This window comes from Bauldia sp., assembly GCF_020442045.1.
GTDB lineage: Bacteria > Pseudomonadota > Alphaproteobacteria > Rhizobiales > Kaistiaceae > Bauldia.
Map to the genome: position 1 here is coordinate 39364 of NZ_JAGRLA010000112.1, position 14322 is coordinate 53685.

Here is a 14322-nt window from a genome sequence, read left to right on the forward strand (position 1 = left end):
CCTTTAGACGACTCGGCTGGCGGCGCCCTCGGGGGCCGCCAGCGCGTTCCCAAACAGCTCGGGTACCTCGATGAACGTAGGTCTGCTTATCCTGATCGTGCTGGTGATCGCGGCGGCCGGTTACGTTCTGGGTCGCCGGCGTTCCCTGGCGACTGCGGATGGCAACATCCGCGGCATGCACTCGCTGCCGGGCTATCATGGACAGTCGGTCTTCCTTTTCGCTTCGGTTCCGGCCTTCCTGGTGATGATCGTCTGGCTGCTGGTCCAGCCGCTCGTGATCGAGAACCAGGTGTCGGCGCTGATCCAGCCTTCGGATATCCCCGAGGGCAGCTCCCTCAGCCTGGTCATGGCCGATGTGCGCCGCATTGCCGATGGGCTGGACCTTGCGGTCGCGCGAGGCGCGCTGACCGAGGACCAGATCGCGACCATGCGCGCGGACCTCACCAACCTGCGCGGACGGCTTGCCGATGTCGGCGTGGCGATCGCCGCCGACGTCAAGCAGAGTGTCTTCGTCGCCGCCCAGGAATACCGCGCGCTGAACAAGATCGGCCTGATGGTGATGAGCGGGCTGGTGATCGCGGTCGCCGTGGCCGGGGCGGCGTATTCCTATTCCAGGATCACGCCCCGCTACCGGGCGCGAAACGTCGCTGAGGCCGCGATCAAGGCGCTCCTGATCCTGTCCTCGACGGTCGCCATTCTGACCACGCTTGGCATCATCCTGTCGCTGGTGTTCGAGACGGCACACTTCTTCAATCTCTATCCGGCGCGGGATTTCTTCTTCAACCTGACCTGGAATCCGCAGTTCCGCGGCGGTTCCGATCTGGGCATCATCCCGCTTCTGTGGGGCACGCTCTATGTATCCTTCGTCGCCTTGGCGGTCGCGGTTCCGGTCGGCCTCCTGGCGGCGATCTACCTTGCCGAATACGCCTCGCCGACCGTTCGCGGCATCGCCAAGCCGGCCATCGAAATCCTCGCTGGTATCCCGACCATCGTCTACGGTCTCTTCGCGCTGATCACGGTCGGTCCCTTGCTGCGCGACTACTTCGCCCAGCCGCTCGGCCTCGGCTCGTCCTCCTCCTCGGTGTTGACCGCCGGCCTGGTGATGGGGATCATGCTGATCCCCTTCGTCTCCTCGCTGTCCGACGATGTCATCAACGCGGTGCCTCAGGCCATGCGTGACGGCTCCTATGGGTTGGGCGCGACGCAGTCTGAAACGGTGAAGAAGGTGATTCTGCCCGCGGCGCTGCCCGGCATCGTTGGCGCCATCCTGCTTGCCGCCAGCCGCGCCATCGGCGAGACGATGATCGTCGTCATGGGCGCGGGGGCCGCGGCGAAGCTCAGCCTGAACCCGCTCGAGGCGATGACGACGATAACGGTCAAGATCGTCAGCCAGCTGACGGGCGACACCGAATTCGCCTCGCCCGAGACGCTGGTCGCCTTTGCGCTGGGGCTGTCGCTCTTCGTCGTCACGCTCCTGCTGAACATCGTCGCGCTTCAGGTCGTGCGCAGATACAGGGAGCAGTACGAGTGAGCGTTGACAACACCGTTGCAGAGGCCGGACGCCCGCGGCTGATTCGGGCGGATCGCACGCGCCGCCGCAACGCCGCCGAAACGAGGTTCCGCATCTACGGCGTCGTCGCCATCGTGATCTCGTTGGCGGCGCTGGTGTTCCTAGTCCTCTCGATCCTGTCGAACGGACTTGGCGCGTTCAGCCAGACATTCATCGCCTTCGACGTGTATCTCGACCCCGCCGTCATCGACAAGAACGGCAACCGCAATCCGGAAGAGATGAAGAAGGTCACCACGATCGGCTACGGCAACCTGCTGAAGAAGGCGCTTGCCGCCGACCTCGAGGCCAGGGGCGTGTCGACCGAGGGAATTCCGCCAAAGGAGGTGGACGGGCTGCTGTCCAAGGACGCCCCCGCGCAGCTCAGGGACAAGGTCCTTGCCGACCCCGGCCTCGTCGGCCAGACGATCCGTTTCGAGACCTACGCGAATGGCCGTATCGATGGATATTTCAAGGGCCGGGTGACGATGGAGAGCGCCAGGCTCGACAGCAATGTCAGCCCCGAGCAGCTTGAGCTCGCAGACCGCATGCGCGCGGCCGGTATCGTCAGCGTCCGCTTCAACTGGGGCTTTCTGTTCGGCCCCGACGCATCGGAGCTGCGGCCCGAAGCCGCCGGGCTTGGCATCGCCATCATCGGTTCGGCCTATATGATGATGATCGTCCTGGTGCTGGCGCTGCCGATCGGCGTCGCCGCCTCCATCTATCTGGAGGAATTCGCCAGGCAGAACGCCTTCACCGACGTGATCGAGGTCAATATCGCCAATCTTGCGGCGGTGCCCTCGATCGTCTTCGGTATCCTGGGTCTGGCGCTCTTCATCAACTTCCTGGGCCTGCCGCAATCGGCGCCCATCGTCGGCGGATTGGTGCTGACCCTGATGACGCTGCCGACGATCATCATCGCCACCCGCGCCAGCCTCAAGGCGGTGCCGCCCTCGATCCGTGAGGCCGCGCTGGGAGTTGGCGCATCAAAGATGCAGACGGTTTTCCATCACGTCCTGCCGCTGGCCATGCCCGGCATTCTCACGGGCACCATCATCGGTCTCGCCCAGGCCCTTGGCGAGACCGCTCCGTTGCTTCTGATCGGCATGGTCGCGTTCGTGCGCGACTTCCCCGGTCCGCCGCCGGAGGGCTTCTTCGACCCCGCCGCCGCGCTGCCGGTACAGGTCTACAACTGGACGCAGCGCGCCGACCCGGCCTTTGTCGAGCGCGCCTCGGGGGCAATCATCGTGCTGTTGGTGTTCCTGTTGTCCATGAACATCATCGCCATCATCCTGCGCCGTCGGTTCGAACGCCGCTGGTAGACGAGTGGCCGAGCCATCCCCTGCGCCATCGGCGGGAGCGGGAGGGTGGCAAATGACGGGCAACTGGAGACGACAATGAACGACGCATCGAAGTTACAGGTCACCTTGCCGATAACGCCGGATACCTCGGCGGCGGTCGCTTCGAGTGCAATGGTGCGAGAGGGTGAGGCAGCCGCCGGTCCCGATATCAAGGTCGCCGCCAGAAACGTCGACGTCTTCTATGGCGACAAGCAGGCCATCAAGGACGTGTCGGTCGACATCCCCGAACGCTCGGTGACCGCATTCATCGGCCCGTCGGGTTGCGGCAAGTCGACGTTCCTTCGTTGCATCAACCGCATGAACGACACCATCGACGGCTGTCGGGTGACCGGGGAGATCACCCTTGACGGCCTGGACATCCACGATCCGTCGCTCGACGTGGTCGAGCTGCGGGCCCGCGTCGGCATGGTGTTCCAGAAGCCGAACCCCTTTCCCAAGTCGATCTACGAGAACGTCGCCTACGGGCCGAGGATCCACGGGCTGGCGCGCGGCCGGCCCGAGCTCGACGAGATCGTGGAATCCAGCCTCAGGAAGGCCGGCCTCTTCGAGGAGGTGAAGGACCGCCTGGACGGACCGGGCACGGGTCTGTCCGGCGGCCAGCAGCAGCGCCTGTGCATCGCCCGCGCCATCGCCGTTTCGCCGGAAGTGATCCTGATGGACGAGCCATGCTCGGCCCTTGACCCGATCGCCACGGCGAAGGTCGAGGAGCTCATCGACGAATTGAAGGCGAACTACGCCATCATCATCGTCACCCATTCGATGCAGCAGGCGGCCCGCGTTTCCCAACAAACGGCGTTCTTTCACCTTGGCGTGCTGGCCGAGATAGGCAGCACCCAGGAAATATTCACGAATCCCAAAGACAAGCGCACCCAGGATTACATCACCGGCCGCTTCGGCTGAGCAACGGAACGATCATGGCCAACCAAGAGCACATCGTCACTTCCTTCGACGACGAACTGAATTCTCTCGCGCAGAAGATCGCCGAAATGGGCGGCATGGCGGAGCAGCAGGTCGGCGACTCGGTGGCGGCCCTGTCCCGCCGCGACGAGGCGCTCGCCCAGCGGGTCATCAGCATCGACCAGCGCATGGACGAGCTCCAGCGCCAGATCGAGGACGAAGCGACGCGGATGATCGCGCGGCGCCAGCCGATGGCCCAGGATCTGCGCGAAATCGTTGCCGCGATCCACATCGCCAATGATCTCGAGCGGGTCGGGGATATGGCCAAGAACACGGCCAAGCGGGTTTTCGCGATCGAAGGGAATTTCGCCGCGCAGCGTCTGGTCAGCGGTGTCGAGCATATCGCCGAGATGAGCCTTGCCCAGCTCAAGCAGGTTCTCGACGCCTATACCGCGCGTGACCTCGATGGCGCGCTGGCGGTCTGGCAGCGGGACGACGAGATCGACGCGATGTATACCTCGCTGTTCCGCGAGCTGCTCACCTACATGATGGAGGACCCGCGGAACATCACCTTCTGCACGCACCTTCTCTTCTGCGCCAAGAATATCGAGCGGATCGGCGACCACGCGACCAACATCGCGGAGACGATCCATTATCTCGTCACCGGCGTGCCGCTGACCGAGGAAAGGCCGAAGAAAGACACCAGCAGTGTCACGACGGTCGAATACACGGAGTCCGACGACTGACGCATGACGCGCCGTCCGGATCCGATGAATCAGCTATGATGACGCCGACCGCGCCTCGAGGAGGGTGCCGATGACACCGCGCGTGATGATCGTCGAAGACGAGGAACCGCTTTCGTTGATGCTTCGCTACAACCTGGAGGCCGAAGGCTACCAGGTCGAGACGGTGGAACGCGGTGACGACGCCGAAACCCGGCTTCGGGAAATGACGCCGGATCTGCTTCTTCTCGACTGGATGCTGCCCGGTGTCTCCGGCATCGAGCTGTGTCGTCGCCTGCGCGCCCACGAGGCGACCCGGGCGCTGCCAATCATCATGCTGACCGCGCGCGGCGAGGAGTCCGAGCGGGTCCGCGGGCTCGCGACCGGCGCGGACGATTACGTGGTCAAGCCGTTCTCGGTTCCCGAGCTGATGGCGAGGGTGAGGGCGATCCTTCGCCGCTCACGGCCGGAACTGATCGCCTCGGTGCTGCGCGCGGGCGAGCTGGAGCTCGATCGTGAGACCCACCGCGTCAGGCGGCGCGGTCGCGAGTTGCAGCTTGGACCGACCGAATTCCGGCTGCTGGAATTCCTGATGCAGAGCCCCGGCCGGGTCTATACCCGGGCACAGATGCTGGACGGCGTCTGGGGCCGGGACGTCTATGTCGACGAACGCACGGTCGACGTCCATGTCGGGCGCCTGCGCAAGGCGCTCGGCCACGGACGCGACCCGATCCGCACCGTCCGCGGCTCGGGTTACTCCTTCGACGAGAGCTTCGCCGAGGCGAACTGACCGCGGCGCCCGGCCGTCCGGCGCGTCAGGTATCCCTGTCGCGGCGATCGCGACGCCGGTCGTTGGCCGGCTGATAGGCGAGCCGCGAGTGATATTCGCAATAGGGCAGGCCGTTGAAATTGCGGTGGCCGCAGAAATGGAAATCCTCGCTGCCGGGATCGCCGATCGGCCACTTGCACATCTGGTCGTTGAGGGCGAGCAGCGGGATCTTCAGGCTGATCGGGACCACCAGATCCTCGATCGGAACCGGCGCCGGCGCCCGGCGAGGGCTCGGACTGGCGTGAACCTTCAGGGCGGTATTGCCCGAAACATAGGAAGATCGCGACGACGGCCGATGCGGTGAACTCGTCCGCATCTTTCGCGGCCGCGGGGTACTCGACGCCGGCTTCGCCCGGCCTGACAGGTTGAGCCTGTGAACCTTGCCGATGACCGCGTTGCGGGTCACGCCGCCAAGCTGCGCGGCAATCTGGCTCGCGCTCAAACCGTCTGCCCAGAGTTTCTTCAGCAACTCGACTCGTTCGTCGGTCCAGCTCATGCGGGTTCACCCCTTGTCTTGGCGCGGCCGGAATCGGAATCCTTCTGCGTGCGCCGCCCGATACTCGGTTCGACGCCATACGTCCGAAATTAGATACAGAGATCCGCCGCAAAACAGATGTCGTACTCGACTGCGGGGAGGCTACAATATGCACTGACTCACTGACAAGAGTCGGCGTGAGTCTCGACGCCTTTTCGTGTCGTTTTCCCCAGTTCGTCCCAGCGATCTCCACCGAGGCGGCCGACGGGGCGCGATTGACAGGAAACCTCGGAGCGGTGCTATAAGGTCGGCTGCTGAAGTGCTGCCCGCAGGCGGCACTTTTTTGATTTCTGGACAATCGGTTGGTACGGGGGCGATCATGAGCCGCTCACCTCTTTTTGATACATTCGCGCGGGCGCCGCTCGCTTTCGACCACGGCGAGGGCACCTGGGTGGTGACGACCGACGGCCGCCGAATGCTCGATTTTTCGGGCGGCGTCGCGGTGAACGTGCTCGGCCATGCTCATCCACAGCTTGTCGCGGCGCTGAAGGCGCAGGCCGAGAAGCTGTGGCATGTCTCCAACCTGTTCCGCATCCCCGAGCAGGAGGAGCTGGCGAAGACGCTGACCGACGCGACCTTCGCCGACAAGGTGTTCTTCTGCAATTCGGGCGCGGAAGCGGTGGAATGCGCGATCAAGACCGCGCGCCGCTACCAGTTCGTCAGCGGTCATCCGGAGCGGGTCCGCGTCATCACATTCGCCGGCGCCTTCCACGGGCGCACGCTCGCCACCCTGGCTGCCACCGGCAACGCGAAATACCTGGAGGGCTTCGGGCCCGTCGCCGGCGGTTTCGATCAGGTGCCGCTCGGCGACAAGAAAGCCGTCGAGGCCGCGATCGGACCCGAGACGGCCGCCATCATGATCGAGCCGATCCAGGGCGAGGGTGGCGTCCGGCTGGTCGACAGGCAGTTCCTCCGCGATCTTCGGGACCTGTGCGACAGGAATGGCCTGCTCCTCATCTTTGACGAGGTGCAGACCGGCATCGGCCGCACCGGCCGGCTGTTCGCCTATCAGTGGTCGGGCGTCGAACCCGACATCATGACCTCGGCAAAAGGCATCGGCGGCGGGTTTCCCTTCGGCGCCTGCCTGGCGACGGAAGAGGCGGCCAAAGGCATGACACCCGGCACCCATGGCTCGACATTCGGCGGCAACCCGCTGGCGATGGCGGTGGGGAATGCGGTGCTCGACATCCTCCTTGCCGACGGCTTCATGGAGGAGGCGCAGCGCAAGAGCCTCTACCTCAAGCAGCGGCTCGCCTCCGTCGTCGACAGTCATCCCGACAGCGTCGCGGAAGTCCGTGGTGAAGGGATGCTGATCGGCGTGCGCTGCATCGTTCCTGCCGGCGATGTCATCGCCGCGACGCGCGACCAGGACCTGCTGTGCGTAGCGGCCGGCGAGAACGTCGTCCGCCTGCTGCCGCCGCTGAACGTCACGGAGGCGGAAATCGACGAAGGCATGAAGCGTTTCGACGCGGCCCTGACCGCGCTGGAGGCGGCCAAGGCATCGGACGGCTGACGATGGCCAGGCATTTCATCGACATTGCGGAGATCGATCCTCCGGTCCTGAGGGCGATTATCGACGAGAGCCGCAGGCTGAAGGCCGACCGCAGGACCGAACGGGCCGACAGGCCGCTTGCCGGGCGGGTCCTGGCGATGATCTTCGACCGGCCGTCGACGCGGACCCGCGTTTCCTTCGACGTGGCCATGCGCGAGCTCGGCGGCGAAACCATCATGCTGACCGGCGAGGAGATGCAGCTCCGCCGCGGCGAGACGATCTCGGACACGGCGAAGGTCCTGTCGCGCTACGTCGATGCCATCATGATCAGGACGCTCGATCACGAGACGGTGGTGGAGCTCGCCGAGGCCGCCACCGTTCCGGTGATCAACGGTCTGACCCGCCACTCCCATCCCTGCCAGATCATGGCGGACATCCTGACCTTCGAGGAGCATCGCGGGCCGATCGGCGGCAAGACCGTGACCTGGCTCGGCGACGCCAATAATGTGCTCACGTCCTGGGTGGAGGCGGCATCGGCATTTTCATTCTCGATGCGGGTGGCGTCGCCGGAAGAACTGGCGATGCCCGCGGCGCTCGTCGGCTGGGCGCGCGAGAAGAAGGCGAGCCTCGTGCTCACCAGCGACCCGGAAGAGGCGGCACGCGACGCCGATTGCCTGGTCACCGACACATGGGTGTCGATGGGCGACCGCGACCCCGAGCGGCGCCACAACCTGCTCCAGCCCTATCAGGTCAATGCTCACCTGATGTCGCTGGCGAATCCCGATGCGATCTTCATGCACTGCCTTCCGGCCCATCGGGGAGAGGAGGTGACCGCGGAGGTGATCGACGGCCCGCAGTCGGTCGTCTTCGACGAGGCCGAGAACCGCCTCCACGCCCAGAAGGGCGTCCTTGCATGGTGCTTCGGGGTGGATCGCGGGCTGTGACGGAAACCGGGGTCCAGACCGTCGCGCCGGCCGGCGATGACGCGTCGCTTCCCTTCGAGGTGGCGGCGCTTGACGTGCGGGGCCGCGCGATCCAGATGGGCCCGACGCTCGATGCGATCCTTTCCGGCCACGGTTATCCCGACCCGGTCTCGAAGCTGCTCGCCGAAGCGCTGGTCCTGACGGTGCTGCTCGGCGCGTCGCTCAAATTCGACGGCAAGTTCATCCTCCAGACCGACACGGACGGACCGGTCGACATGCTGGTGGCCGACTACCACACCGATGGCGCTCTTCGCGGCTATGCGCGTTTCGATGCCGATCGCGTGGCGAGTGCCGAAAAGGAGGGGCTGAAGGATCCCTCCGGTCTGCTCGGCAAGGGCGTTCTGGCGATGACCATCGACCAGGGGCCCGAGATGAGCCGCTACCAGGGCATCGTGCCCCTCGACGGCGGCACCCTCGAGGAAGCCGGCCATGTCTATTTCCGTCAGTCGGAGCAAATTCCGACGCGGATTCGCCTCGCTGTCGCCGAGCTCCATGACCGTGACGAAGACGGAACGATGCGGAAGACCTGGCGGGCCGGCGGATTGATCGTCCAGTTTCTGCCGCAGGCGTCGAGCCGGATGACACCCGCCGACCTGCCGGGCGGCGACGTGCCGGAGGGCATCGAGATCGGTCCCGTCGACGAGGATGACGCATGGGTCGAGGCACAGTCGCTGGCCGCCACGATCGAGGATCATGAATTGACTGATCCGGCGGTGCCCTCCGAGCGCCTCCTCTATCGCCTGTTCCACGAGCGCGGCGTCCGTGTTTTCGCGGCGACGCCGGTCATCAATCGCTGTTCCTGTTCCCGGGACAAGGTTGCCGGCCTTCTCGGCAGCTTTTCGGCCGAGGAGATCGCCGAAAGCATCGACAATGGCGAGATCCTGGTGACGTGCGAATTCTGCGGCACGAAATACCGCTTCGATCCCGGTCAGTTCACGCCGGATTCCTGAACCCAGTCTCCGACCGTGCCGTCGGAGAGCCCGCCGAGCGTCCTGACATTCCACGGGTAGAGCTTCGGGTAGAGGCCGGCTGCGTCCATCGGGTCGAACAGCGTGAAGGCGAAATACACCCGGTAGGCCGTCATCACGTCGATCGCCGCCTGGTTGCTGCCGTCAAGCAGGAGGGAGCGCAGGAAGGTCCAGTCGGCTGGCCGGCACTCGTTGGTGACCTCGCAGAACATCGCGGCGCCGGTCGCGTCGTAGGACGGCTCGGCGACCAGCGTCCAGGCCCCGAAGTCGAGCACGGCGGAGACCTCGAGGTCATCGCCGATCATCACGTTGCCCGGCAGGAAATCGCCGTGCGCCAGCGTCTTGTCGGGGCTCTCGGGAACGGCGGCGAGCCGCTCCCGCGCCTTGTCGACCAGCGTCGCGACGTTGCCGAAGGCCGCTTCCAACCGGGCCTGGTAGCGCATGGCGGAGCGGTCGATGCTTGCCGACAGGAAGGTCCGCCAGCCGGGCGCCGTCCCTTTGTCGGGATCCAGGAGGGCGCCAAACGGCTGGTCATCCATGGTGATCGAACGGATCGCCACCGCCGCCCCGAAATAGTTGCTCAAGGCGCGCCGGCGTCCATCGCCTTCCAGCCGGTCCAACGCCTCCGTCATCGGACGCCCGGCCAGTCGCCGCTCGATGGTGGCGCCATCGGCCTCGATCGACAGGATTTCGGGTGTGTCGAAGGGCAGTCGCCCCGCGATCCGCTCGAGAAAGGACGCCAGCGCCCGAAGCCGGTCAAGCTCCGCTGGTTGCCGGCGGATACGCAGGATGCGCTCGTCGTCGAGCGCATAGACCCAGGATTCCGATCCGGCTCCGAGCAGGTCGCCGGCTCCGAGCCGGAACCGGTCCAGGATCGCTTCTTTCCATGGTGCGTCTGGTCCGGCCGAAATCGCTTCGCCTCCCGGCCGGCGGATCAGTTGATGGTCTTCTGCTGGTCGGGAAGATCGAGCGAGAAGGCAGGAATGTCGATCGAGAAGAGGTCACCGTGCTCGTTCTGCATCTGGTAGGTGCCGACCATGATCCCCGAACTGGTGGTCAGCGGACAGCCGCTCGTATAGGTGAAGCTCTCGCCCGGCTTGAGGACCGGCTGTTCGCCGACGACGCCCGGTCCCCGTACTTCCTCGACCCGGCCGTTGGCGTCGGTGATCCGCCAATGGCGCGAGCGGAGCTGGACAACGGCATCGCCGAGATTGGATATCTCGATCGTATAGGCCCAGAAATAGCGGCCATCGTCGGGAGCCGATTCCGCTTCGAGGAAGCTCGGTTCGACCGTGACCTGGATCTGCTGCGTGGTTGCCGTATACATGCCGTCTCCTGCCGCCGAAGGATTATTCGGCGGCAGGCGCGTCGTCAATTCCGGGCACCCGCGGACCGCGCTCAGGCCGCCTTGTCGAGGGCCCGGGAAAGGTCCGCCCACAGATCCTCCACGTCTTCGAGGCCGACCGAGAAGCGCAGCACGCCCTGGGTGATGCCGAGTTCCCGGCGCGCCTCTTCGGTGAGCCGCTGGTGGGTCGTCGTGCTCGGATGGGTGATCAGGCTCTTGGCGTCGCCGAGGTTGTTGGAAAGGCAAATGACCTTCAATGCGTTGGAGACCGCGAAGGCCTTTTTCTTTCCGCCCTTCATCTCGAAGGCGATCAGCGTCGAACCGCCGCTCATCTGGCGGGCGGCGAGGTCGGCCTGGGGATGGTCGGGCCGGCCAGGATATAAAGTGCGCTTGACCGCGGGGTGGTCGGCGATGCGGTCGGCGAGGATCGCCGCGGTGGAGCATTGCCGTTCGACCCGGATCGGCAGGGTCTCGAGCCCTTTCAGCAATACCCATGCATTGAAGGGACTCATGCTCGGTCCGGTATGCTTCAGCAGCGTATGGACCTTGTCGATGAAGTCCTCGTCGCCGAGGACGACTCCGCCAAGGCATCGCCCCTGGCCGTCGATATGCTTGGTGGCCGAATAGACGACGACGTCCGCTCCGAGCGCCAGCGGCTTCTGCAGGAGCGGCGTCGCGAAGACATTGTCGACGATCAGCTTCGCGCCGGCCTTGTGTGCGATGTCGGCGACCGCCGCGATGTCGACGAGCTCCAGTGTCGGGTTGGTCGGGCTTTCGAGGAAAAGCGCCTTGGTCTTCCCCTTGCGGACGGCCCTCTTCCACTGCGCGAGGTCGGCGCCATCGACCAGCGTCGACCTGACGCCGAAGCGCGGCAGCAGATCCTCGATGATGTAGCGGCAGGAGCCGAACAGCGCCTTGGCCGCGACCACGTGGTCGCCCGCCGACAGGGATGCCATCAGGGCGGTGTTGACCGCCGCCATGCCGCTCGCCGTCGCGCGGGCGCCACCCGCTCCCTCGAGGAGGCGCATCCGCTCCTCGAACATCGCGACAGTGGGGTTGGAATAGCGGGAATAGACATGCCCCGGGTCGTCGCCCTTGAAGCGGGCCTCGGCCGATTCCGCCGTCTCGTAGACATAGCCCTGGGTCAGGAAGATCGCTTCCGAGGTCTCGCCGAAATGCGAGCGCTCGATTCCGCCATGCACGAGGGTCGTGGCCGGTCCCGGAGCAGTAACTTTTCTTTTTGCGTGTTTTGCCATTTGCACCATCCAACAAAAAACCCGGCCGTGCGGCCGGGTGGGTGCAACCCTTCCGACCTTTTAGCGATTTGTTTTACGTGGCTGCAAGCCGGCCGGCTCAAATGACCACGAAGTACGGAGGTTCTATTAGGCTTGTTGCTTGGCGTCAACCGCGCCATGGGGTAAGGCTCACGCCGCTAACGGCATGAGGGGGCAATGGCCGAGGACGGACCCGCCGGAATATTGCCGGCACATATGATCGCGGCGCTCGCCGAGGCGGGCGGAATCCGGCCGGCGATGCCGTTCGATTCCGATCAGATCCAGCCCGCCAGTCTCGACCTGCGGCTTGGTCCGGTCGCCTATCGTGTTCGCGCCAGCTTCCTGCCCGGCCCCGCCGCCACGGTGGCGCAACGGATCGACACGTTGAAGCTGCATGAGATCGACCTGACGTCGGGCGCGCTGCTCGAACCGGGACGGAGCGGCGGCGTCTATATCGTTCCGCTGATGGAGGAACTGGCTCTCCCCGCCGATGTCGCGGCCGCCACCAATCCGAAATCCTCGACCGGCAGGCTCGACGTCTTCACCCGGGTCATCACCGACCATTCGGGCGAATTCGACACGGTCGCGGCCGGTTACGCCGGGCAGCTCTATCTGGAAATCAGCCCGCGTACCTTCCCGGTCATCGTCCGCGCCGGCTCGCGGCTTTCCCAGATCCGTTTCCGGCGCGGCAACGCGCGTCTCGACGACGCCGAACTGGAGGCGCTGCATGCCGCAACGCCCCTGGTTGATGGCGCTCTTCACACCGCCGGCGGCGTCATGCTGTCGATTGATCTCGGCGATGAGGATCGCGTCGTCGGCTATCGCGCCAAGCGGCACACCGGACTGGTCGACGTCGACAGGCGCGATGCCTATGACGTCCTCGAATTCTGGGACCCGATCGCTATCCGCGGGCGCCGGGAACTGATCCTCGACCCGGACGAATTCTACATCCTCGTCTCGCGCGAGGCGGTCCACGTGCCGCCGGACTACGCCGCGGAGATGGTGCCCTTCGATCCCCTGGTCGGCGAATTCAGGGTGCATTACGCCGGCTTCTTCGATCCCGGCTTCGGCCATTCCGGGTCGGGCGGAGCGGGGAGCCGCGCGGTACTCGAGGTCCGCAGCCACGAGATCCCCTTCATCCTCGAACACGGCCAGTCGGTGGGCCGGCTGGTCTATGAGCGGATGCTCGAACGGCCGAAAGCGCTCTACGGCCAGGGCATCGGATCGCACTATCAGGCACAGGGCCTGAAGCTTTCGAAGCACTTCCGTTCCGGCTAGAGCGCGCGCCGTTCAGGCTTCGGGATCGCCAGGCCTGCGCATCCGCGCCAGGGCGGCACCGACGATTCCGGTCGGTACCGCGATCGCTCCAAGCCCGACGAACAGTACGACAACCGTGAAGATCCTGCCGCCGGTCGTGATCGGATAGACATCACCGTAGCCCACCGTCGTCAGCGTGACGGCCGCCCACCACATCGAATCGAATACCGAAGAGAACGCTTCCGGCTGCGCGTCGTGCTCGAAATAGTAGATGCCGATCGAGCAGAGATAGAGGACGATGATCGCCGCGGCGAAGAATACCACCAGTTCTTCCCGCGTCGCGCGCCACGCCTCGGCGAAGCGGTCGGCGGCGTCATTGTATCGCGTCAGCTTGAGGAGCCGGAACACCCTGAGCAGGCGCAGGGTGCGCAGTGAACGGAGGTCGAGGCCGAGGCTCAGGTAGAAAGGCAGGATGGCGAGCAGGTCGACGATTCCGAACAGGCTGCCGACATAGCGAAGCGGCCGTTCGGCGGACGCGATCCGCAGCAGGTACTCCATGGTGAAGAACGCCACGACGACGATCTCTTCGATGGTGAACGCGGCTCGCGCCCATGGCGGGAGATCGGGAAGCGTCTCGAATCCGATCGAGAGGACCGAGACGATGATGAAGGCGTAGATCAGAAAGAGGACAGGACGGCCGAACCTCGGGTGATCGCCATCCAGGATCGACCTGACCGTCGCCTTCCAGTCCCGCAAAGACCCGCCCCTCCGTCCCGAGTGCCGGGGAGCTATACAGGAGCGGCGAAGCGTCCGCTATCCGTTTGGCGGAACGCACATGGCCCGCGGCTTTTCGTGGACATCCGCGTGGTCAGGCGGCCCTCCTGGCGCCGCCCTGGGCCGTCGCCAGTATGAAGTCGCGCTCGGCGAATCCGCGGTCGAACTTGGCGTAGTCGCAGGTGATCTCCTCGCCCTTGGCGATGTCGCGGCAGGCGATGGTCAGGTCACCGATGTCGTCGGCGTTGGGCTTGGACGAGTGGTTCATGAAGCGGGCATTGTCGCCGCACAGCACGAAGACCGGCGCATCGGCCGGCTGATAGCCGTAGCATCGCAGCA

General features: G+C 65.2%; 15 protein-coding genes and 1 riboswitch. Of the genes, 9 read left to right on the forward strand and 6 right to left on the reverse strand.

The features are described 5' to 3' along the window. The first annotated feature begins 70 nt into the window (after positions 1-70). From pstC to phoB, 5 genes are all read left to right on the forward strand, one after another. Complete coding sequence (gene pstC, locus KDJ86_RS13020) at positions 71-1531, forward strand: phosphate ABC transporter permease subunit PstC (RefSeq protein WP_291746433.1); 1461 nt, start codon at positions 71-73, stop codon at positions 1529-1531. Next, positions 1528-2868 (forward strand): phosphate ABC transporter permease PstA, encoded by a 1341-nt coding sequence (gene pstA / locus KDJ86_RS13025; protein ID WP_521085289.1) that lies wholly within the window; start codon positions 1528-1530, stop codon positions 2866-2868. Before pstC ends, pstA begins: the two co-directional genes overlap by 4 nt. Before the next feature lie 150 nt (positions 2869-3018). Then, positions 3019-3807, forward strand: a complete 789-nt coding sequence (gene pstB, locus KDJ86_RS13030; RefSeq protein WP_291746482.1) for a phosphate ABC transporter ATP-binding protein PstB — start codon at positions 3019-3021, stop codon at positions 3805-3807. 14 nt (positions 3808-3821) lie between these two features. Continuing rightward, positions 3822-4550, forward strand: a complete 729-nt coding sequence (gene phoU / locus KDJ86_RS13035) for a phosphate signaling complex protein PhoU (RefSeq protein WP_291746436.1) — start codon at positions 3822-3824, stop codon at positions 4548-4550. Between the two features lie 70 nt (positions 4551-4620). Beyond that, entirely contained in the window at positions 4621-5316 is a 696-nt protein-coding gene (gene phoB, locus KDJ86_RS13040; RefSeq protein WP_291746439.1) for a phosphate regulon transcriptional regulator PhoB, read from the forward strand. Between the two features lie 25 nt (positions 5317-5341). Here phoB and KDJ86_RS13045 read toward each other — a convergent pair whose 3' ends face one another. Beyond that, positions 5342-5851 (reverse strand): GcrA family cell cycle regulator, encoded by a 510-nt coding sequence (locus KDJ86_RS13045; protein WP_291746443.1) that lies wholly within the window; start codon positions 5849-5851, stop codon positions 5342-5344. A 358-nt stretch (positions 5852-6209) separates the two neighbouring features. On the opposite strand from KDJ86_RS13045, the gene KDJ86_RS13050 reads away from it, so the two are divergent. The 3 genes from KDJ86_RS13050 to KDJ86_RS13060 are packed head-to-tail and all read left to right on the forward strand — an operon-like array spanning position 6210 to position 9315. Then, positions 6210-7403: an aspartate aminotransferase family protein gene (locus KDJ86_RS13050; RefSeq protein ID WP_291746445.1), complete on the forward strand. Its 1194-nt coding sequence runs from the start codon at positions 6210-6212 to the stop codon at positions 7401-7403. 2 nt (positions 7404-7405) lie between these two features. After that, on the forward strand, positions 7406-8326 hold the full coding sequence (gene argF / locus KDJ86_RS13055; RefSeq protein ID WP_291746449.1) for an ornithine carbamoyltransferase: 921 nt from the start codon (positions 7406-7408) through the stop codon (positions 8324-8326). Then, entirely contained in the window at positions 8323-9315 is a 993-nt protein-coding gene (locus KDJ86_RS13060; RefSeq protein WP_291746453.1) for an Hsp33 family molecular chaperone, read from the forward strand. The genes argF and KDJ86_RS13060 overlap by 4 nt, the downstream gene beginning before the upstream one ends. Here the strand turns inward: KDJ86_RS13060 and KDJ86_RS13065 are convergent. The 3 genes from KDJ86_RS13065 to metZ all read right to left on the reverse strand — a co-directional run bounded on the left by KDJ86_RS13065 (position 9294) and on the right by metZ (position 11934). Next, positions 9294-10271, reverse strand: a complete 978-nt coding sequence (locus tag KDJ86_RS13065) for a phosphotransferase family protein (protein ID WP_367116804.1) — start codon at positions 10269-10271, stop codon at positions 9294-9296. The genes KDJ86_RS13060 and KDJ86_RS13065 overlap by 22 nt on opposite strands. Beyond that, on the reverse strand, positions 10268-10660 hold the full coding sequence (apaG, locus tag KDJ86_RS13070) for a Co2+/Mg2+ efflux facilitator ApaG/CorD (RefSeq protein ID WP_291746456.1): 393 nt from the start codon (positions 10658-10660) through the stop codon (positions 10268-10270). Before apaG ends, KDJ86_RS13065 begins: the two co-directional genes overlap by 4 nt. Positions 10661-10731: 71 nt before the next feature. Further along, a complete protein-coding gene (gene metZ / locus KDJ86_RS13075) occupies positions 10732-11934 on the reverse strand; it encodes an O-succinylhomoserine sulfhydrylase (RefSeq protein WP_291746459.1) in 1203 nt (400 codons plus the stop codon). Between the two features lie 40 nt (positions 11935-11974). Then, a riboswitch (SAM riboswitch) is annotated at positions 11975-12053 on the reverse strand. Between the two features lie 76 nt (positions 12054-12129). Between metZ and KDJ86_RS13080 the strand changes: the two genes are divergently transcribed. Beyond that, on the forward strand, positions 12130-13230 hold the full coding sequence (locus tag KDJ86_RS13080) for a 2'-deoxycytidine 5'-triphosphate deaminase (RefSeq protein WP_291746462.1): 1101 nt from the start codon (positions 12130-12132) through the stop codon (positions 13228-13230). 12 nt (positions 13231-13242) lie between these two features. Here KDJ86_RS13080 and KDJ86_RS13085 read toward each other — a convergent pair whose 3' ends face one another. Together KDJ86_RS13085 and KDJ86_RS13090 are read right to left on the reverse strand one after the other, a co-directional pair. Next, positions 13243-13965, reverse strand: a complete 723-nt coding sequence (locus KDJ86_RS13085; protein ID WP_291746466.1) for an ion transporter — start codon at positions 13963-13965, stop codon at positions 13243-13245. 112 nt (positions 13966-14077) lie between these two features. Continuing rightward, the coding region (locus KDJ86_RS13090) for an SET domain-containing protein-lysine N-methyltransferase (protein ID WP_291746471.1) at positions 14078-14322 on the reverse strand (245 nt) is incomplete at its 5' end.